Below are 19,260 nucleotides of genomic sequence, written 5' to 3'. Positions count from 1 at the left end.
ATTAACTTGTTTTAAAGTTTTATGTATTCACTCCTTTTTTTGGTTAAAATATATTAGAAAAAGTCTGTTTTTTAAAGAAGAAGCTTCATAGATGAAATTTGAATGATTCAATTATTTTTCTATATTTGAGAGAATTAATATTCAAATGAATAAATATAATATCTAAACAAAAAATCATGAGTAAGTTTGACGAAAAAGTAGAATTGTACAAAAAGTTTATGGATAATAAAAGTATCTCTGTCAATTCTGATTTATTGAACGCAGTAACTAAAGGTCTAGGACCATCTATTTATAAAAAAGATGCTGAAACGGTATCCGGATCAGATAAAAAAGAGCTTGAAACAGTAAAGAAAAACTTTTTAATTAAGAAGTTGGGACTATCAGATGGGCCACAGTTAGATGAAGCCATCGCTGAGGTTATTGAAAAAATTGGAAAATCTGAAAGAAATAAGTATAGAGCCGTAGTTTATTACATGTTAGCTGAAAAATTTGATAAGCAATCAATTTATGGTTTTTAAAACATTTTAGTAAATAAAAATTAAATCCTGTATTAAAAATTAATACAGGATTTTTTTATTTTAGCCATCAACAAACAACCATATTTTTATGTCTCAATTTATTAGTGTTTTTGACATGCTAAAAATCGGAGTGGGACCCTCCAGCTCTCATACTCTAGGACCATGGAGAGCTGCTCAACAATGGATAAGCAAGTTAAAATTAAGTAACCAAATTAAAAGTGTTAAAAGCATTAAAGTTGACCTTTACGGATCTTTATCTTTAACTGGAAAAGGACATGCCACCGACATAGCAGTTGTTTTAGGTTTATGTGGTACTGATCCTGAATACATACCTATTGTAGACATTAAACGTATTATTGCCGATATAAGAAATACTAATAAGCTTAATTTTAACAATGAAAATATTATAAACTTTTCTTTTGATCAAATAATATTCAATAAAGAGTTCCTTCCTTTTCATTCAAATGGAATAACATTTACAGCAATCTCTAAAATTAATACCATCGTTTCAAACGAAACCTTTTATTCTATTGGAGGGGGCTTTGTTATTCAAGAAAGCACGGATATTTCAGAATGCAACTTAATTAATAAAAAGAACTTTCCTTTTCCAATAAATAGAGCAAGTGAATTAGAAAGCTATTGCTACAATAATAAAAAAAACATATCCGAAATAGTTTTAGCGAATGAATTAGTTTTAAAACCTGAAAAAGAAATTGATGCAGAACTAAAAAAAATTTGGAATACCATGCTAGAATGTATGTATATTGGCTGTCATACTGAAGGCACACTTCCTGGAGGACTGAATGTCAAACGTCGCGCCTTTGAAACGCACAAAAAACTCATTAAATCATCTATATATAGTAATCAAGAAGAGTGGATAAAGGCTATTAGAGGTACCGAAGTAAAATTTAGAGAAATTTTAAAGTGGGTAAGTTGCTTTGCCTTAGCTGTTAATGAAGTTAATGCATCTTTAGGACGTGTAGTCACAGCCCCAACTAATGGGAGTGCTGGTGTTATTCCTTCAGTGTTGATGTACTACCTTGTAATTGAAAATCACAATGCAAGTTTTGAGGAAATTAAAAAGTTTTTGCTAGTCGCTGGAGAAATTGGAAGTATATTTAAAAAAAATGCCACAATCTCTGCTGCAATGGGAGGATGTCAAGCTGAAATTGGTGTTTCATCAGCAATGGCAGCTGGTGCTTTAACAGAATTATTAGGTGGTACTCCTTCGCAATGTTTGGTAGCTGCTGAAATAGCAATGGAACATCACTTAGGATTAACGTGTGATCCTATAGGCGGACTTGTCCAAGTTCCATGCATTGAACGAAATGCTATGGGAGCTATTAAAGCAATAAATGCTGCTGAATTAGCACTTGAAACAGACCCAAAATCATCTTTAGTTCCATTAGATAAGGTTATTGACACTATGTGGGAAACAGCAAAAGACATGAATAGAAATTATAAGGAAACCTCTGAAGGGGGGCTAGCAGTAACCGTAGGGTTAGCAGATTGTTAGATATCCGTTTAAAAACCATTAATAGCCACTATTTTTTATAGATTGCGCATGGGATAAGTTTATCCCATGCGTATTAATTTTATTCACTTTGCTTCTGAACAGCTAAATTATAAATAACCAACCCAAAGCCTATTTTATTTATGGCATCACCAACATTATATATAACATCCATACTTAAACCGTTTAATCCATCGTACCAACCTGGCGTACCCGCCATATAACCAAGTGGATAAATTGCCCAACCTACCAAAACGAACCAACATAAAGCTTTATGAGCGGTCAAAATAGAATCTCCAGCAGTTAATGCTAACTTTTTAGCATTTCCAAACCAAATATCATAAGCTATTGCAAAATAAGCTATTCCAGAAATTAATCCCCATATCTGAGCATTATCTCTGTTAACGGCTTCTCCAATATATCCAGTAACAAGCATCACGATTGATAAAGAAATCATTCGCCACATCAATGATTTTTTAGCCCCTGCTGCCTTAAGTATTAAATAAAATTCGACACACATTAAAGGAACAGTTAAAATCCAATCAACGTATCTAAAAAATGTTGGAGACTCTCCATACGTACTCCAATAATCTCTCATATACCAGTAATGAACTGCTGCTATAAAAGTAATTAATCCCGAAACTAAAATAGAAGTTCTCCATTTTTTATCAAAAGTATTCATTGAAAAGAAGAAAAATACAGAAGCTGCCATCATTGCCATGCATCCGACAAAAAATGTAAAACCGACATAATCGTTTGTTGCCATTTTACCAATGGCTAAAAAGTTTGGTATAGTATTCATAAATAATATTTTTGTTTAACAATAAATAAATAACTCTAAACTAATTTAACAAAAAATTATTAATTTCACTAATAAAAAAAGAAGCAAAAATGACACAAAACCAACACTTTAAAATCTTTGTTAGTTTATTTTTATTTTGGTTTATGACACTAGTTCCAGAACAAATAATCAATTTTTTTTGTTACTTTTTTATACTTACCTTAGGGATAATTCATGGCAGTAATGATCTACAAATAATAGACTCATTTGAAAAAGAAAGTGATTTAAAAAAAAATGGAATAAAAAGCTACGTTAGTATTATAATTATAGCAATTCTTTTTTTTATTTTTTTAAAAAAAATTACATTTTATGTATTTATTTTTTTGAGCTCTTATCATTTTGGTGAGCAACATTTCAACCACAAAAATTTCGAAGGAAAATACATAAAAAACATGCTTCAAATACTACATGGAATATTTTTGTTTTCAATTTTATTTTTAAATCAAAAAAATGAAGTAACTACAATATCAGAATCTCTTTTCTCAATTATAGTTAGTTCTAATTTTATAACAGTTCTCTCAATACTTTCAGGTCTTTGCTATGCGATGATACTAATTTATAATTGGTTTCTTTATAACGATTATAAAACTTTATTGGAAGAAATACTCAATTTCACTTTTTTTTATATTTTGTTTAAAGCTACCTCTCTTATTGTTAGTTTTAGTATTTATTTTATAATTTGGCATAGCATCCCTTCTATTTTTGATCAAATAGAATTTTTGTATAAAAAAAAATCAAAATCATTAGTAATACTCTACCTCAAAAAATCTTCTTTGTTATGGCTAATTAGCCTCTTTCTTGTAACACTTTCTTTTATCTATTTAAAAGAAAGCATTTTATTCAATAGCTTTATTTTTGCGATTCTTTTTATTATATCAATACCTCATATTTTCATAATAAATATAATGAACTCCTACTTCAAAAATAGAAGTAGGAAATCGTAGATTCTCATAAGCTAGTTATAATTACATTTTTAATTAAATGATTATTTATTTAAATACAAGGTTTTAAAATTATGGATATTAACATCGTAACAGGTATGAGCCATTTTTTAGATTTTCAATTACCTATTAAAGCAAATTTATTTAAAAGAGCTTATGATCTTTATATTTAAACACCTCTACTTTTATTCAAGAAAACAAAAACGCAAAATAAAGTTAATATTTATTGATTTAAATTGATGAATAACGCTTTATCTTGTAAAAATTAGTTCATCATTTGTTGACATTGGCTCGGAAAACGCATATCCCTCGACATTAAACCCCTTAAGTTCTTCCAAAGTTTCGATATTATTATCAATTATATATCTTACCATTAAGCCACGTGCTTTTTTTGCATAGGTCATAATCACCTTATAATCACCATTTTTAAAATCTTTAAAAATAGGAGTAATCATAGGTACTTTTAATGCTTTTTTGGGTACTGCTTTAAAATATTCTAAACTTGCTAGGTTTAACAATAAATCACCTTTTTCCATTTCATTATTTAGTGACTCTGCAAGTAAGTCTCCCCAAAACTTATATAAATTATCGGTATTATCAACTTTAATTTTGGTACCCATTTCTAGTCTGTATGGCTGAATGAGATCTAAAGGTCTTAATATCCCATATAATCCTGATAATATTCTTACTTTTTTGTTCAGCATAGAAACTCCTTCATCTGTTAATGAATTAACATCTATTGATCTAAAAACCTCTCCAGTAAAAGAATAAACAGCTTGTTTTGCATTATCAACAGTAAACTCTGGATTCCATCTTTGATTCCTTTCATAATTCAATGCTCCCAAATTATCAGATATTTTCATTAATTCCGATAACTGACTTTTCGAATATGTTTTTAACTTTTTATTTAATTTTTTAGAATATTCAAGAAAGCGAGGTTGTGAAAAAACTTCTGTTTGCGCCTTTGTATCAAAGTCAAGCGATTTTGTTGGTGAGATTATAATTTTCATATTTGATATTTATCTGTAAAATTATGTTAATCTTTAGCTTAAGATCCATCAAAAAAAGATTAAAACTAAAATAATAACAAGTAAAAATAATTTTAATATTCTATATAAATTTTAAGAAAAGCAAATTATATTTTATAGTATTATTTAATAAAGCTATTTAGGCCATGTCATTAAGTACTCATAAAATGAAGACCATCATAAGCCAAATGAACATTATCTGGCAACTCTTTTTGTATCTCGTCATGAAACCCTAATAACTCACTAATATGAGTAAGAAAAGCTTGTTTAGGTTTTAATTCTTGAATAAAATTTAGTGCTTCTTCCAAATTAAAATGAGTATCATGTAATTCTTTCCTTAATCCTGTGACAACTAAAGAGTCTAATTGGCTTAATTTTTTCTTCTCTTCATCTGTAATGTACTTTATATCTGTCAGGTATGCAAAGTTATTAAACCTAAAACCTAAAATAGGTAATTTCCCATGCATTACTTCTACTGGTAACACCTTAACTCCGTGGAGGTGAAAAAAGTCATTTTTTGAAATAATAATAGGTTTAACCTTAGCTGCGCTTGGATACCTGTTTTTTACTGCAAAAATATAATCATAACGTTTTTCTAACGCTTTAAACACCCTTTCCGTTAGATATATTGGAACTTCACCACCCCTAAAACTAAAAGGCCTTACATCTTCAAATCCAGCAACATGATCAGAATGTTCGTGTGTAAATAAAACTCCATCAATTGACATAACATTCTCCCGAATCATTTGCTGTCTAAAATCAGGACCACTATCCACTACGTAGATATATTCATCCCATGAAATCATGATAGACGATCTTAACCTTTTATCTTTTGGATTATTCGAATGAGCCACCGGGTGCTGGCTACCAATCATAGGAACTCCTGTAGATGTTCCTGTACCGAGAAAAGTAATTTTTAACTGTTTTGTAATACTCATTTGTTTTAACAAAAATACAATAAAAATTGACTGATAGCACCTATTTTCAGTACATTTGTTCCGCGTAACAAAAAAAAACATAATGGCAATTACGTTAAAAGGAGATCAGAAAATCAACTCAGTACCAACAGTTAAGGCAAAAGCTTTAAAAATAAATTTGAATCAACACATTTACGGTACTTTTGCTGAAATAGGTGCTGGTCAAGAAACTGTTAGAAACTTCTTTAGAGCTGGTGGTGCCTCTGGTACTATTGCAAAAGCCATGAGTGCTTACGATAAAGATTTTTCAGATGCTATTTATGGCATAGAAAACGACGGAAGATATGTTACCGAAGAAAGGTTGAAAAAAATGCTTAAACACGAGATGATTCTTATTGAGGATCGTTTAGACCGTCAAAAGCACCCAGACAAACTCTTTTTTAGTTACGCAAATACAGTAGCAACGATAAATTTCTCAAAAAAATTCAAAGGTCATGGTTGGGTAGGAATCAGATTTCAGTTAGACCCTTTAGAAGATTACAATGAAATTATTCTTCACTTACGGTTTAAAGAAACGGATGCTAGGTTACAACAAGAGACCTTAGGTATCTTGGGGGTAAACCTAATCTATGGTGCCTTTTATTTAAATGACAATCCAAAGGAATTATTAAAATCTTTTTACGATAATATTGATAAAGATCGTTTAGAAATAGATATGATTAATTTTTCTGGACCTCGTTTCATGTATGTCGATAATCGTCTAATGAGCTTACAGCTAGTTAAAAATGGAATGACAAATGCGGTTATGTTTGGACCTGATGGAAATAATTTACTTCCTGCTCAAGTATTATATAAACGAAATATTCTTGCTTTAAGAGGTAGCTTCAGACCCGTTACAAAGGTAAACATGGATATGTTTGAGAAATCAAAGGAACTATTTCTTAATGAGAAAAAAGTAGACCCAGAAAAAACTCAAATAATTTTTGAAATTACCTTGAGTAATTTAAAAGCTGAAGGAGGAGAAATTAATGAACGTGACTTTCTTGACAGAGCAGAATTACTATGTTCCTTAGGACAAAACGTTATGATAACAGATTATCAAGAATACTTTAAGCTTGTTGAATATTTCAGTGAGTTTACTCGTGAACGCATGGCATTAGCTATAGGTGTTAATAACCTAATACAAATATTTGATGAAAAATACTATAGAGGGTTAAGCGGTGGAATTCTTGAAGCTTTTGGGAAATTATTTTATAGAGATCTGAAAATTTATTTATACCCTTATAAGGTGCAAGACACAGGTGAATACCTTACTAGTGAAAACTTAAAAGTGCATCCAAGAATTAAAGAACTTTATAAATTCTTTAAGATAAATGGTCGTCTTGTAGATTTAAAGAATTTTGACCCTGAAGTATTACATATTTTCTCAAGAACAGTATTATCTAAGATTCAAAATAACGAAGAAGGTTGGGAAGAAATGTTACCTGAGGGGGTTGCTGAAACAATAAAGGAAAAACGTTTGTTTGGATGCTCTAAAAAAAGAGTGCGTTAACTTTTGTTTGTACAAATTAAACCTTTTTAATAAATTATAGTCTAAAAACTAAATTAATATTAGTTGATAGACGAGAAACTTTTAATCAAACAACTACAAGACCGATCTTTAAAAGAAATTGCTTTTAAAACCTGTGTTGATGAATACAAGCGATGTCTTTATTGGCATATACGAAAAATAGTCTATTTACACGAGGATGCAAATGATGTTGTTCAAAACACTTTCATAAAGGTGTACAAAAATATTGACTCTTTTAAAGGGAATAGTAAACTTTACTCATGGCTATATCGTATCGCCACGAATGAAGCTATTAGCTTTATAAATAAAAAAGCAAAGGAGCAAAATCTTGATATTACTGATTATCAACAACAAATTACATCTAATTTAAGTAGTGATTATTGGTTTGATGGAGATGAGATTCAGCTCATTTTACAAAAAGCTATAGCTACACTTCCTCAACAACAACAACTAGTTTTTAACATGAAGTATTTTGACGAAATGAAATATAACGACATTTCTGAAATACTTAGTGTCAGTGTTGGTAGTTTAAAAGCTTCCTACCATCATGCAGTAAAAAAAATAGAACGATACATTAAAAGCATAAATTAAACCTTTTGGTAAACAAATAGTCTTATAGGTATGAGTAACGGTTTAAGAAACAGTATCGATTTCCTTAACAAGAGCACTAAAAAGAAAAGTGGCTTTGTTGTTCCAAAAAATTATTTAAATAATTTTAATGTAAAAATATTAAATCAAGAAGACGTTAGTTTACCCAAACAAACACCTTTTAAAACACCTGACTCATATTTTGAATCCTTAGAAGAAACGCTGTTTAAAAAAATCAAAGACGATCAGAATTCTGAGAAAAAAGTTATTCCTTTATACAAAAAATTAGTTCAACTTTTATCCACAACTGCAGCTGCTGCTTTATTGATTATAGCTGGATACATGCATATAAAAACTAAAAGTTCTATAGATTTTGGTACCATATCAACTTTAGAAATTGAAAATTGGTATGAGGATGGTTATATTGACACTTCTGAGAATGAATTAATTGTTGCATTTGACGAAACTGATATTAATTTTGAAAATGAAGCTTTTAATTCTATCATACTCGATTATGAAGATATAGAAGGTTATTTAGACAACATAGAAGAAAGTACCATAATAAATGAAATTTAATAAAATGAAAAATCACATACTACTTTTCACCTTAATTTTTTTGAGCTCACTCTTAAGCGCCCAGGATCATAATAAGCAAAGACGTCATGAAAAAATTCGTGCATATAAAGTTGCTCATATAACTGATAAGCTCAATTTCTCCTCTAAAGAAGCCGAAAAATTCTGGCCCATATATAATGATTATAATAATCAGATAATGGAGCTTCACAAAGAAGAACGTTTTAAAATAAAAAAACAAATAGATAAACTTGGCGGCATTAATAAATTAAATGAGAATCAAGCTAAAAAAATTCTTGAGCACATAAAGTCTATTGAAAAAAGAAGAAATGAACTTAAATTCTCGTTCTTCAACAAAATATCTACATTCCTATCCTATCGAAAAATACTTAAATTGAAAGTTACTGAACATGAATTCAATAGAAAGCTTTTGAGAAAGTTAAGGCAATCAAAAAAAGAATAATTAAAAAAATTATTCTTTTTTTATGAAATGTAAACTTCTAATAATTCTGATTTTTGAGTTGATCTAATATTAAATTCCTTAACATTTGCTGGTAATAATAATGTTTCCCCATATTCTAATACTTCATTGTATTCTTCATTAGAAAAAGTAACTTTTCCTTTTGTACACATATATATTTTAAAACTATCTACCTTATTTTTATTGTCTAACTCACCATTAATACATAAAATATTTGTTGTAAAATACGGACAAGATATAATTTCAGAAGACTCATTAACTTTTTTTTGGTAATCGATGTGATATTTATCTTCTGCTAAGTAATCAATAGCTTCGAGTGCCTCCTCTGTATGTAATCTCCTATAATTCCCCTTAGCATCTTGACGATCCCAATCATAAACTCTGTAAGTTATATCAGAAGTTTGTTGAATTTCTGCCAGCATGACCCCTGCTCCAATGGCATGAATTCTTCCTGCTGGAATAAAATAAGCATCTCCTTTTGCCACCTCATCTACATTTAAAATATCAAGCAAAGAATTATTTTTTAAATTTTTTAAATACTCTTTTTTATTTGAATCTTTTTTAAACCCAACAATTAAATTGGCTTTATCATCTGCTTGAATTACATACCACATTTCTGTTTTTCCAAAAGAATTATGTCGCTCTTTTGCCAAATTGTCATCAGGATGTAATTGAATACTAAGTACTTCTTTAGCATCAATAAATTTTATCAACAAAGGAAACTTTTTTCCAAATTTTTCATAAACACTTTCTCCTAATAAATCACCTTTATACTTTTCTATTAACTCTTTCAGAGAGCACCCCTTTAATAGTCCATTTATTACAACTGAAACATCTCCCTCAATATCAGAAATTTCCCAACTTTCGCCAATATTATCAATCTCTGATTTTTTATTTAGTTGAGAAATTAATTTTCGTCCTCCCCAAATTTTTTCTTTTAGAATAGGACTGAATTTTATAAAACTTTGTTTAATTGGCATGTATAATAATGTATTTCTAACTATTCTCCCTCATAAGTCACAAAATTTCTTGGGGTTTCGTATAATGTTATTTTCAATTTAAATTTTTCTTCTATACGTTTTCGAAGCTTATCATAAATAACAACGGCCATGTATTCAGTTGAAACTGGTAAAGTCTTAAACTCTTCAACTTCGATGTTTATATTCTTATGATCAAAAGTGTCTTCAATTTCAGTTTTTATTAAACTTTTTAGTTTCCCTAAATCGTATACATAACCTGTTTCGGGATCAATTTCACCTGTTAATGAAACTATTAGCTCATAATTATGACCATGATAATATTGATTATTACATTTACCAAAAACTTCCAAGTTGCGCTCATCAGACCAGTTTGGGTTATGCAAACGGTGGGCGGCGTTAAAGTGTGCTTTTCTATGAACTGTTACTCTCGGCATGCTCTCTAAATATGTTTTGAAATTTTTTCATATGACTCCTTAAATATAATTTTAAACCATTCAGTATAAAGTTCAGGTTCATTCCCTATATCTTTCTTAACATCCTTTAAAGACATCCATTTAAACGCTTCTACTTCTTCTTTATTTATTTTTGGGTCTTCTTCATACTTTCCGACCATAACATGATCTAATTCATGTTCTGTTAACCCATTATCGAAAGGAGCTTTGTATATAAAACTAAAAACTTCTTCTAAATCGCAAGAAAAACCCATTTCTTCCTGAAGCCGCCTCTTTCCAGCTTCTAAATTAGTTTCTCCTGCTTTTTGATGAGAACAACAAGTATTTGTCCAAAGCAATGGGGAATGATATTTCTTCTTTGCTCTTTGTTGCAACATTAATTCTCCTCTATTATTGAATATAAAAACTGAAAAAGCTCTGTGCAACAAAGCCTTTTGATGAGCTTCTATTTTCTCCATAGAACCTATGGGGTTATCTTGTTCATCAACTAAAATTACCTGTTCCTTCATTATTTACAATATTCCTAAATAAACATACAAAAATAGAATTTATCGCTATTTTCAACAAATCATGCTCTATTTTTTTGAAATAATAATGATCATTATCACACTTATTAATTACAAAACGGTATTGTCAAAACTCTTTTAAAAGACTAACTTTGCTCCCTTAAATTTTATAGATGAGTTTTTTAGAAGAAATACAAAAAAGACGGACATTTGGTATTATATCCCACCCGGATGCTGGTAAAACCACCTTAACAGAGAAATTACTTCTTTTTGGTGGAGCTATTCAAGAGGCTGGTGCTGTAAAAAACAATAAAATAAAAAAAGGCGCAACCTCAGATTTCATGGAAATTGAACGCCAAAGAGGAATATCCGTTGCAACCTCTGTATTAGCTTTCTTATACAAAGACAAAAAAATTAATATCCTAGATACACCTGGACACAAGGATTTTGCTGAAGATACTTTTAGAACCTTAACTGCTGTAGATAGTGTTATTGTTGTAATTGATGTTGCAAAAGGTGTTGAAGCACAAACTGAAAAACTAGTAGAAGTTTGTCGAATGCGTAAAATTCCTATGATTGTTTTTATCAACAAATTAGATCGTGAAGGGAAAGATGCCTTTGACTTACTGGATGAAGTAGAGCAAAAACTTGGATTAAAAGTTACTCCTTTAAGTTTCCCTATTGGAATGGGGTATGATTTTAAGGGTATCTATAATATTTGGGATAAAAAATTAAATATATTTTCTGGAGATAACAAACAAAACATTTCGGAAGGTGTTGAATTTGACAATATAAATTCTCCAGAATTAGAAAAAATTATTGGTAAAAAAGCAGCTGATACTTTACGTGAGGAATTAGAGTTAGTATATGAAGTATACCCTCCATTTAAAATGGAAGACTATATTACGGGTGATCAACAACCTGTTTTCTTTGGCTCTGCATTGAATAACTTCGGAGTAAAAGAATTACTAGATTGCTTTATTGATATTGCTCCTAATCCTCAGCCTAAACAATCTGATTCTCGTTTGGTTGATTCGAAAGAAGAAAAATTGAGTGGGTTTGTTTTTAAAATTCATGCAAATATGGATCCTAAGCATAGAGATCGTTTAGCTTTTGTAAAAATTGTATCCGGAACATTTAAAAGAAATACCCCTTACTTGCATGTTAGATTAGGTAAAAAAGTAAAGTTCTCAAGTCCCAATGCATTCTTTGCAGAAAAAAAAGAAATAGTCGATGAATCTTTTCCTGGAGATATTGTTGGACTCCATGATACTGGAAACTTTAAAATTGGAGATACTTTAACCGAGGGCGAAAAGATGAGCTTTAAAGGAATTCCAAGCTTTTCCCCAGAACATTTTCGTTATGTAAACAACGCAGACCCACTAAAAGCCAAACAATTATACAAAGGCTTAGATCAATTAATGGATGAAGGAGTGGCTCAGCTTTTTACATTAGAAATGAATGGTAGAAAAATCATCGGAACCGTTGGTGCCCTACAATATGAAGTTATTCAATATAGGTTAGAACATGAATATGGGGCAAAATGCACCTATGAAAACATATCCGTTCACAAAGCTTGCTGGGTTCAAGCTGAAGATGAAAAAAACGAAGAATTTAAAGAATTTAAAAGGGTTAAACAACGCTATTTGGCAAAAGATAAACAAGGACAATTAGTATTCTTAGCCGATTCAGCGTTTACAATTCAAATGACTCAAAGTAAATATCCAACTGTAAAGCTTCACTTTACTAGTGAATTCAAGTAATCAAAACCAATTTTGAAAACTTACAGCTGTAAAATAATCATGAAAAAATATTTAAATTCACACCTAATAGGGATTGTCGGAGTAATTTTATGCGTTCAGACTTCATTAAATGCTCAAAATGATCTAAACAATCTTTCAGGAAAAGAATTGCATAATAAAGTTCGTTTAAACTTTATCCCTGTTACCATGCCTAATGACAAGTTTCTTAACTTGAAACCTACTATGGGAATGATGGGATTACAATACAATATTCCATTAAACGATTGGTTGTACACAGGTGCTGGAATGTATGCTGCCGTAACTGGTGATCAAGGTGGGTTATTTACTTTAGGAATAGAACTTGGTGTAAACAAGCAACTCTATAAAAACCTATATTTTGATGCTAATTTCCACTTTGGAGGTGGTGGTGGGTATCGTTATTTAGTAAATGACGGTGGCTTTATTAATCCGAACATTGGATTACAGTACAAGAAAAAAGGGTATTCTTTCGGAATTCAATATAGTCATGTAAATTTCTATTCTGGAGAAATTAAAAGTAATTCAGTTTCATTCTTCCTTGAAATACCTAGTATTTTGAGATTTTCTGATTACGATACCGCTCATAAAGAATTCATCAATAAAAATTTACAAAACGATAGTTTTTGGAAACGCCCTACTGTACAAAATGTGCAACAACTACGCTTTGATTTCTTCAATCCGATTGGCAATTCAAGAAAAGACAATGGAAGTCCACTTACAGAAACGTTATATGTTTTAGGCTTTGAATATCAGAAATATTTAAACGAAAACACTTTTATATTTGCGCATACTGATGCTATCTATAAAGGATTAAGAGCTGGTTTCATGGATTTATTTTTCGGAGCAGGATATCACCCCTACAAATCTAATTCTGTAAACCTGTTTACTAAACTAAGCGTAGGAGCCGCAGGAGGACGCGTTGCTCCTGAGGGTGGTTTAATGATTTATCCCTCAGCGGGAATCGACTTAAGACTTTCAAATCATATTGCTTTAAGTGGTCATGCTGGATACTATAGAGCGATTTCTGGGGACCTAGAAGCTTATACATATGGATTTGGTATTAAATACCTAGGTAAAAACGGAGGTACTGAAAATACCGATAATAATTCAATATTTAAAACAAAAGGAATTGTTTTCAGTATAGAAAATCAATCATGCTTAGATGTTGCCAAGACAGATGATAGAGATGAAATCTTAAGTGTGGACTTGCAACTTTTAGGACTTCAAATCAATTATGATCTAACGAAGAACTTATATATACTTGGTGAAGCTGGTTTTGCTTACAACGGTAGATCAGGAGGCTATGCTCATGGGATGGTAGGGCTTGGAACTAGAACAAATAACTTTTTAAAAAATAAAATAAATTTATTTGCTGAAGTTTCAGGTGGTGCCGCTGGTGGTGCAGGAGTAGATACAGGAGAAGGAATTGTTATTAGAGCCACCGCTGGAATTAATTATAATTTAAGCAGTAACATATCGTTAACTACATCAGCGGGCAAGTTTTATGCTCCGTTTGGTAACGTTAACTCAACAAGTATAAACATAGGAATAAACTTTAATTTTGCTAGTTTATTCTCTTTAAATTAAATAATAAATAAAAAACCGAACAAATGAATAACGGAATTTATGCAAAATTTTCTACTCCTAAAGGAGAAATTTTAGTTAACTTAGAATATGAGAAAACTCCAGGTACAGTAGGTAATTTCGTCGCTTTGGCAGAAGGAAACTTAGAGAATTCAGCAAAACCTCAAGGAACTCCGTATTACAATGGGTTAAAATTCCATAGAGTAATTCCTGATTTTATGATTCAAGGAGGATGTCCTTTAGGAACAGGAACTGGGAATCCTGGATATAAATTCGATGATGAAATTCATCCTGAATTAAAACATGATACTCCTGGGAAATTGTCAATGGCTAATGCGGGACCAGGAACCAACGGTTCTCAATTCTTTATTACCCATGTTGCAACTCCTTGGTTGGATGGAAAGCACACAGTTTTTGGAAATGTTATTGAAGGGCAAGATGTTGTTGATGCTGTTGCACAAGATGATGAAATGCAATTAGAAATAATTCGTATTGGTGAAAATGCGGAAAAATGGAATGCTGTAGAAGCATTTAGAACTTTTGAAGGAGCTCGTGAAAAAAGAGAAGCTGAAGAAAAAGAACGTGAAAGAAAGTTAATGGATGAGGTAGCTTCAGGCTATAAAGAAACCGAAAGCGGTTTACGTTATCAAATACTCCAAAACGCAGAAGGCAAAAAACCTTCAAATGGAGAAATGGTTTCGGTACATTACAAAGGACAATTATTAGATGGAACGGTGTTTGATTCTTCATACAAAAGAAAACAACCAATAGAATTTGCAATTGGAACAGGCCAGGTTATACCTGGTTGGGATGAAGGCATTAAATTGTTAAGTGTTGGAGAAAAAGCTAGACTTGTAATACCTTCAAAACTAGCGTATGGTGCAAATGGTGCGGGAGGAGTTATTCCTCCAAATGCAACATTAATTTTCGATGTTGAATTAGTTAAAGTAAAATAATCATAAAAAGCCCTTAAGTAGGGCTTTTTTTAAATGCTACTTTTCATAAAACTAATTGTTATTTTATAAAACTTTCTCAAATAAAAACCTATTAAAAAAAATCGAAACCCAACCAAACTAATTGTTTAACAAATCAAAAAGCTGAAATAATCAAATTAAAGAGGTAAGGAAGTAAAAGATAATTTTAAAAAGATTTTCTTTAATTAAAAGGTTAATTATTATAAGGCTAAAATCCTTTTTAATGTTTATAGAGAATATAGTGTAATTTCAGGTTTTAAAAAGTTTGAGCTAACAAAAAAAACACATAAACACTTAAAAATCAGCAATAAAATTATGTAAACTGTAACTTTTTACATATTTTTGCGTCTAAATAGATAGAAGAAGTAAATTATATTATTCTTTTTAAAGTAAACGAAGAACGTTATTTTATAAAAAATATTACACATTTTTTTGTTTTTAAGTATAGTTTTATTACGTTTACATAATGAATTTAAGTATTAACCCCTAAATTAAGCAAGATTATGATGAGATTCCCCTTGTTAATTTTAGCTATATTGTTGTCGACAATAACAATAGCTCAAGAGCACTGTGATAGCCCTGATGAGGATATCGCTGATCCGAACAGTATAACAAAATGTGCTGTTGAAGAGGTTAAAGATGCCGAAGGTAATGCCAGCAAACAAGTTTCGATTGAAGTTTCTACAAGAAGACGAGTTGTAAGAAAAAACAAAGCTGCCGCAGTTGCTTTAGGTGTAGATAGTGGTACACGTCAAATTGCCAACGTTAAGAAAACTACATTATTAGTAGGTAAATTGGAATTGGAAGACTCTGGTGTAAAACTAGAAAAAATTCCTTTTAATTTAGTGGAAGAAATACCTCTATTCAAAAAATGTGAAAACGAACCATTGATTAAACAATCTAAGTGTTTTGAACAACAAATGGCTAAACACATACTTTCAAACTTTAATTACCCACAAGAAGCACTTAGTAAAGGTATAGAAGGTAGAGTTTTAACACATTTCACTATTAACCAGCTAGGTTATGTTGAAGATATTAGATTAAGAGGTCCTAAAGGCGGAGATTTATTAGAAGGTGAAGCCAAAAGATTGATAGAAAAACTCCCTAAGTTTATTCCTGGTAAACATAATGGAAAATTAGTAAAGGTAAAATATGGAATACCTATAACGTTTAGAACACCCGGTAGCGCTAACAAAAGTGCTAGAAAGGCTAAACCTGTGGTGGCTAAAAAACGTAAAGTAAAGAAAGTAAAACCAACCGTTGTTGAAGAAGAAATTACGGACTTTGTACAATTTAATAAAGCTCATTCTATTCCTCAATTCAAAGCTTGTGCAAAAGCTTCTGACTTTGACAAACTAAACTGTTTTAATGAAAGAATGATTAGTCATATTCAAAGAAACTTTCATTATCCTGCCGCAGCTGCGAGGGAAAATATCGAAGGTAAAGTTTGGGTTACTTTCATCATAAGTTCTGAAGGTAAAGTAAGAAATATAAAAATGAGAGGTCCTAAGAATGGCGAATTATTAGAAGAAGAAGCTAGAAGAATGGTTTCAAAATTACCAGATTTTATTCCAGGTAAACATGAAGGTAAATTTACCAATGTCAAATATACAATACCTATTAATTTTAGATTAAACTAAATAAGTAATAAAATAAATTTTAAAAGGAGTAGATATTAGTCTACTCCTTTTTTTATGACTTTAATTTATTAAACATATAATGTTATATTTGTTTAAAAACATAGAACATGCGAATAATTGCAATGATTCCTGCAAGATACAATGCAACTAGATTTCCTGGAAAATTAATGAAAGATTTAGGCGGTGAACCAGTAATTGTAAGAACTTATAAAAGCGCCTTAGCCTCAAAGCTATTTGATAATGTATATATCGTCACAGACTCTGAAATAATAAAAGACACAATAAATGCTGTTGGTGGCAAAGTTATAATGAGTAAAAAAGATCATAATTGCGGATCCGATAGAATTGCAGAAGCTGTTAAAGAATTAGATATTGATATTGTTGTCAATGTTCAAGGTGACGAACCTTTTATCGATAAAAACTCTTTGAAAATGCTCCTAGAAGCATTTACAGATGATAGAAATAAACAAATAGACCTAGCCTCTTTAAAGGTACAAATTACTGAGAGAAAACAAATTGAAAACCCAAATAATGTAAAAGTTATTACCGATAATAATGATTTTGCACTATACTTTTCAAGGAGTGTTATTCCTTATTTAAGAGACAATGATGCAAAGGTAAGTTACTATAAACATAAGGGAGTATACGCTTTTAGAAAAGATGCTTTGATTGAATTTTACAAAACTCCTGTAACTCCTTTAGAATTATCAGAAAAAATTGAATGTTTGCGTTATTTAGAAATAGGCAAAAAAATTAAAATGATTGAAACTACGCATGAAAGTATAGGTATTGATACCCCAGAAGATCTAGATAAAGCCATAGAATTTTTTAATAATACCAATGAATAAAAATAATATTAAAGTTATTGCATTTGATGCAGATGACACTCTGTGGGTAAATGAAACATATTTTAGAGAAGCTGAAAATAATTTTGCTTCTTTATTATCAGCTTACGAAACCAAAAACAAGATTAAGCAAGAATTAATGAAAAAAGAAATTGCTAACTTGCCATTATACGGTTACGGTATAAAAGGATTTGTTCTATCTATGGTTGAATGCGCTATGGAGTTATCTAATAATCGACTTAATGGTAAAAGCATCAATGAAATTCTTCAAATAGGAAAAAAAATGCTTGAAAAACCTGTAGTTCTTCTTAATGATGTTGAATTAGTACTTAACAATCTTAACAAAAAATATAAGTTAATTGTTGCTACAAAGGGAGATCTTCTTGATCAAGAAAAAAAACTTGAAAAATCAGGTCTTTTAAAATACTTCCATCACATTGAAGTTATGAGTGAAAAAAAAGAAAATGATTATATAAAATTACTTAAACATATTGATATTCAACCTGAAAATTTTTTAATGATTGGAAACTCTCTTAAATCAGACATTCTTCCAATACTAAATATTGGAGGATCTGCTATTCATATTCCTTTTCATATAACTTGGGAATATGAACAAGTTAATTCGGATAATTTGAATGAAAATTACATAACATTGGACACAATAAAAGATTTACTTAAATTGCTCTAGTCACAAATTATAATAAATTCGCTTATTATATATCTATTAATAATAAAACCTGTAAATTTGCCGTAAAATATAATTATGGCAAGTATTAAAAACTTAAAAAAAGATATCAATTATACTTTAGGAGCAATTGCAACCATTTGTGACGAGTGGCAAAAATTAAACGCTACTAGTGATATGTCTTTATCCAACGCTATACTTGATGATGCATATAATACATATGACGATCTATTAAACAGAATAAATCAAAAGCGTGATATCACAAATGTAAAGAATCACTTTAAAGAAATCAGTCAAGAGCTTGAGAGCAAAGCAATAGCTTTACTTGAAAGAGCTAACAGCTTATAAATTAAGAAATCTGGTAAATACCAGATTTTTTTGCTCTATTTTAACATATTACTTCTTATTTTTTTGTAATTTAGATTACATTAAATTAACTAAATCCCCTGAATATGGCTAGAGCTATGTACGAGTACACAAAAACTATACTTAAAAAAGTTAGTTTTAACTCTGAGTTGTTTCGTAAAGAACTTAAAAAAGCTTTGACTAGGCTTTTACCACACGAGATAACAGAGTTAAAAATTTGGCTTAAAGAATATACCGCTAACAAACCGGATCTTTTACCAAATGTACTCCTTGTTAAGAAATAATAATTCTGTTATAAATAAAAAACTTCTAAATTTTAGAAGTTTTTTATTTTATTAATTAGCTTATCATTTTTAAATAAATAATATTTATCACAAAATCGTTATCAGTCATAAGGTTAATCAAATAAAAAAAGCTACACCCCCCCTTTCTCACACCCATTATAACCCATAAATTTAACATAACTTTATATTTTAA

At 30.3% G+C, this 19,260-nt stretch carries 21 protein-coding genes; 15 read left to right on the top strand and 6 right to left on the bottom strand.

Annotation, left to right across the window (positions count from 1 at the left end):
• Positions 1-176 precede the first annotated feature (176 nt).
• Both AC2GW8_RS14275 and AC2GW8_RS14270 read left to right on the top strand, forming a co-directional pair.
• Positions 177-518, top strand: a complete 342-nt coding sequence (locus tag AC2GW8_RS14275) for a DUF2853 family protein (protein WP_440880548.1) — start codon at positions 177-179, stop codon at positions 516-518.
• Between the two features lie 88 nt (positions 519-606).
• Complete coding sequence (locus AC2GW8_RS14270; protein ID WP_440880547.1) at positions 607-2,034, top strand: L-serine ammonia-lyase; 1,428 nt, start codon at positions 607-609, stop codon at positions 2,032-2,034.
• Positions 2,035-2,113: 79 nt separating this feature from the next.
• On the opposite strand, the gene AC2GW8_RS14265 is transcribed toward AC2GW8_RS14270, so the two are convergent.
• Complete coding sequence (locus AC2GW8_RS14265; RefSeq protein WP_440880546.1) at positions 2,114-2,833, bottom strand: bacteriorhodopsin-like; 720 nt, start codon at positions 2,831-2,833, stop codon at positions 2,114-2,116.
• Positions 2,834-2,922: 89 nt separating this feature from the next.
• On the opposite strand from AC2GW8_RS14265, the gene AC2GW8_RS14260 reads away from it, so the two are divergent.
• Positions 2,923-3,816 carry a Brp/Blh family beta-carotene 15,15'-dioxygenase gene (locus AC2GW8_RS14260; RefSeq protein WP_440880545.1) on the top strand — a complete coding sequence of 298 codons (894 nt, stop codon included), beginning with the start codon at positions 2,923-2,925 and terminating at the stop codon, positions 3,814-3,816.
• A gap of 248 nt (positions 3,817-4,064) precedes the next feature.
• Here the strand turns inward: AC2GW8_RS14260 and yaaA are convergent, their stop codons facing one another.
• Entirely contained in the window at positions 4,065-4,823 is a 759-nt protein-coding gene (gene yaaA, locus AC2GW8_RS14255; protein WP_440880544.1) for a peroxide stress protein YaaA, read from the bottom strand.
• Positions 4,824-4,993: 170 nt separating this feature from the next.
• Positions 4,994-5,779, bottom strand: coding sequence for an MBL fold metallo-hydrolase (locus AC2GW8_RS14250; protein ID WP_440880543.1), 786 nt, complete (start codon positions 5,777-5,779; stop codon positions 4,994-4,996).
• Between the two features lie 82 nt (positions 5,780-5,861).
• Here AC2GW8_RS14250 and AC2GW8_RS14245 point away from each other — a divergent pair, with 82 nt between their 5' ends.
• The 4 genes from AC2GW8_RS14245 (at position 5,862) to AC2GW8_RS14230 (ending at position 8,952) form a co-directional block, all read left to right on the top strand.
• Positions 5,862-7,310 carry a TonB-dependent receptor gene (locus AC2GW8_RS14245; protein WP_440880542.1) on the top strand — a complete coding sequence of 483 codons (1,449 nt, stop codon included), beginning with the start codon at positions 5,862-5,864 and terminating at the stop codon, positions 7,308-7,310.
• Between the two features lie 63 nt (positions 7,311-7,373).
• On the top strand, positions 7,374-7,919 hold the full coding sequence (locus tag AC2GW8_RS14240; protein ID WP_440880541.1) for an RNA polymerase sigma factor: 546 nt from the start codon (positions 7,374-7,376) through the stop codon (positions 7,917-7,919).
• 30 nt (positions 7,920-7,949) lie between these two features.
• Complete coding sequence (locus AC2GW8_RS14235) at positions 7,950-8,492, top strand: hypothetical protein (protein WP_440880540.1); 543 nt, start codon at positions 7,950-7,952, stop codon at positions 8,490-8,492.
• A gap of 4 nt (positions 8,493-8,496) precedes the next feature.
• Positions 8,497-8,952 (top strand): hypothetical protein, encoded by a 456-nt coding sequence (locus tag AC2GW8_RS14230; RefSeq protein ID WP_440880539.1) that lies wholly within the window; start codon positions 8,497-8,499, stop codon positions 8,950-8,952.
• Positions 8,953-8,972: 20 nt separating this feature from the next.
• Here AC2GW8_RS14230 and AC2GW8_RS14225 read toward each other — a convergent pair whose 3' ends face one another.
• Genes AC2GW8_RS14225 through idi form a run of 3 tightly spaced genes read right to left on the bottom strand, consistent with a single transcriptional unit; the run spans position 8,973 to position 10,911 of the window.
• Entirely contained in the window at positions 8,973-9,950 is a 978-nt protein-coding gene (locus tag AC2GW8_RS14225; protein ID WP_440880538.1) for a type I phosphomannose isomerase catalytic subunit, read from the bottom strand.
• 20 nt (positions 9,951-9,970) lie between these two features.
• Entirely contained in the window at positions 9,971-10,384 is a 414-nt protein-coding gene (locus AC2GW8_RS14220) for a 6-pyruvoyl trahydropterin synthase family protein (protein WP_440880537.1), read from the bottom strand.
• 5 nt (positions 10,385-10,389) lie between these two features.
• A complete protein-coding gene (idi, locus tag AC2GW8_RS14215) occupies positions 10,390-10,911 on the bottom strand; it encodes an isopentenyl-diphosphate Delta-isomerase (RefSeq protein ID WP_440880536.1) in 522 nt (173 codons plus the stop codon).
• Between the two features lie 170 nt (positions 10,912-11,081).
• Between idi and AC2GW8_RS14210 the strand changes: the two genes are divergently transcribed.
• The 8 genes from AC2GW8_RS14210 to AC2GW8_RS14175 all read left to right on the top strand — a co-directional run bounded on the left by AC2GW8_RS14210 (position 11,082) and on the right by AC2GW8_RS14175 (position 19,067).
• Positions 11,082-12,671 carry a peptide chain release factor 3 gene (locus AC2GW8_RS14210; RefSeq protein WP_440880535.1) on the top strand — a complete coding sequence of 530 codons (1,590 nt, stop codon included), beginning with the start codon at positions 11,082-11,084 and terminating at the stop codon, positions 12,669-12,671.
• Between the two features lie 39 nt (positions 12,672-12,710).
• On the top strand, positions 12,711-14,276 hold the full coding sequence (locus AC2GW8_RS14205) for a hypothetical protein (RefSeq protein ID WP_440880534.1): 1,566 nt from the start codon (positions 12,711-12,713) through the stop codon (positions 14,274-14,276).
• A 23-nt stretch (positions 14,277-14,299) separates the two neighbouring features.
• Positions 14,300-15,229 (top strand): peptidylprolyl isomerase, encoded by a 930-nt coding sequence (locus AC2GW8_RS14200; protein ID WP_440880533.1) that lies wholly within the window; start codon positions 14,300-14,302, stop codon positions 15,227-15,229.
• A gap of 521 nt (positions 15,230-15,750) precedes the next feature.
• The gene (locus AC2GW8_RS14195) at positions 15,751-16,887 is read left to right on the top strand and encodes an energy transducer TonB (protein WP_440880532.1); all 1,137 of its coding nucleotides are present in this window, start codon (positions 15,751-15,753) and stop codon (positions 16,885-16,887) included.
• Between the two features lie 107 nt (positions 16,888-16,994).
• A complete protein-coding gene (gene kdsB, locus AC2GW8_RS14190; protein WP_440880531.1) occupies positions 16,995-17,735 on the top strand; it encodes a 3-deoxy-manno-octulosonate cytidylyltransferase in 741 nt (246 codons plus the stop codon).
• The gene (locus AC2GW8_RS14185; protein WP_440880530.1) at positions 17,728-18,420 is read left to right on the top strand and encodes an HAD family hydrolase; all 693 of its coding nucleotides are present in this window, start codon (positions 17,728-17,730) and stop codon (positions 18,418-18,420) included. The genes kdsB and AC2GW8_RS14185 overlap by 8 nt, the downstream gene beginning before the upstream one ends.
• Positions 18,421-18,495: 75 nt before the next feature.
• Complete coding sequence (locus AC2GW8_RS14180; RefSeq protein WP_440880529.1) at positions 18,496-18,765, top strand: hypothetical protein; 270 nt, start codon at positions 18,496-18,498, stop codon at positions 18,763-18,765.
• 104 nt (positions 18,766-18,869) lie between these two features.
• Positions 18,870-19,067 (top strand): hypothetical protein, encoded by a 198-nt coding sequence (locus AC2GW8_RS14175; RefSeq protein WP_440880528.1) that lies wholly within the window; start codon positions 18,870-18,872, stop codon positions 19,065-19,067.
• The last annotated feature ends 193 nt before the right edge of the window (positions 19,068-19,260 follow it).

Source organism: Tenacibaculum profundi, assembly GCF_057162725.1.
Note: the sequence above shows the minus strand (reverse complement) of the source record. Positions and strands in the feature narration are given on the sequence as shown.

Excerpts from the sequence above, each read along its gene's own strand:
- AC2GW8_RS14275 (WP_440880548.1), top strand. The coding sequence starts at position 177 with ATGAGTAAGTTTGACGAAAAAGTAGAATTGTACAAAAAGTTTATGGAT.
- AC2GW8_RS14270 (WP_440880547.1), top strand. The coding sequence starts at position 607 with ATGTCTCAATTTATTAGTGTTTTTGACATGCTAAAAATCGGAGTGGGA.
- AC2GW8_RS14265 (WP_440880546.1), bottom strand. The coding sequence starts at position 2,833 with ATGAATACTATACCAAACTTTTTAGCCATTGGTAAAATGGCAACAAAC.
- AC2GW8_RS14260 (WP_440880545.1), top strand. The coding sequence starts at position 2,923 with ATGACACAAAACCAACACTTTAAAATCTTTGTTAGTTTATTTTTATTT.
- yaaA (WP_440880544.1), bottom strand. The coding sequence starts at position 4,823 with ATGAAAATTATAATCTCACCAACAAAATCGCTTGACTTTGATACAAAG.
- AC2GW8_RS14250 (WP_440880543.1), bottom strand. The coding sequence starts at position 5,779 with ATGAGTATTACAAAACAGTTAAAAATTACTTTTCTCGGTACAGGAACA.
- AC2GW8_RS14245 (WP_440880542.1), top strand. The coding sequence starts at position 5,862 with ATGGCAATTACGTTAAAAGGAGATCAGAAAATCAACTCAGTACCAACA.
- AC2GW8_RS14235 (WP_440880540.1), top strand. The coding sequence starts at position 7,950 with ATGAGTAACGGTTTAAGAAACAGTATCGATTTCCTTAACAAGAGCACT.
- AC2GW8_RS14230 (WP_440880539.1), top strand. The coding sequence starts at position 8,497 with ATGAAAAATCACATACTACTTTTCACCTTAATTTTTTTGAGCTCACTC.
- AC2GW8_RS14225 (WP_440880538.1), bottom strand. The coding sequence starts at position 9,950 with ATGCCAATTAAACAAAGTTTTATAAAATTCAGTCCTATTCTAAAAGAA.
- AC2GW8_RS14220 (WP_440880537.1), bottom strand. The coding sequence starts at position 10,384 with ATGCCGAGAGTAACAGTTCATAGAAAAGCACACTTTAACGCCGCCCAC.
- idi (WP_440880536.1), bottom strand. The coding sequence starts at position 10,911 with ATGAAGGAACAGGTAATTTTAGTTGATGAACAAGATAACCCCATAGGT.
- AC2GW8_RS14210 (WP_440880535.1), top strand. The coding sequence starts at position 11,082 with ATGAGTTTTTTAGAAGAAATACAAAAAAGACGGACATTTGGTATTATA.
- AC2GW8_RS14205 (WP_440880534.1), top strand. The coding sequence starts at position 12,711 with ATGAAAAAATATTTAAATTCACACCTAATAGGGATTGTCGGAGTAATT.
- AC2GW8_RS14200 (WP_440880533.1), top strand. The coding sequence starts at position 14,300 with ATGAATAACGGAATTTATGCAAAATTTTCTACTCCTAAAGGAGAAATT.
- AC2GW8_RS14195 (WP_440880532.1), top strand. The coding sequence starts at position 15,751 with ATGATGAGATTCCCCTTGTTAATTTTAGCTATATTGTTGTCGACAATA.
- kdsB (WP_440880531.1), top strand. The coding sequence starts at position 16,995 with ATGCGAATAATTGCAATGATTCCTGCAAGATACAATGCAACTAGATTT.
- AC2GW8_RS14185 (WP_440880530.1), top strand. The coding sequence starts at position 17,728 with ATGAATAAAAATAATATTAAAGTTATTGCATTTGATGCAGATGACACT.
- AC2GW8_RS14180 (WP_440880529.1), top strand. The coding sequence starts at position 18,496 with ATGGCAAGTATTAAAAACTTAAAAAAAGATATCAATTATACTTTAGGA.
- AC2GW8_RS14175 (WP_440880528.1), top strand. The coding sequence starts at position 18,870 with ATGGCTAGAGCTATGTACGAGTACACAAAAACTATACTTAAAAAAGTT.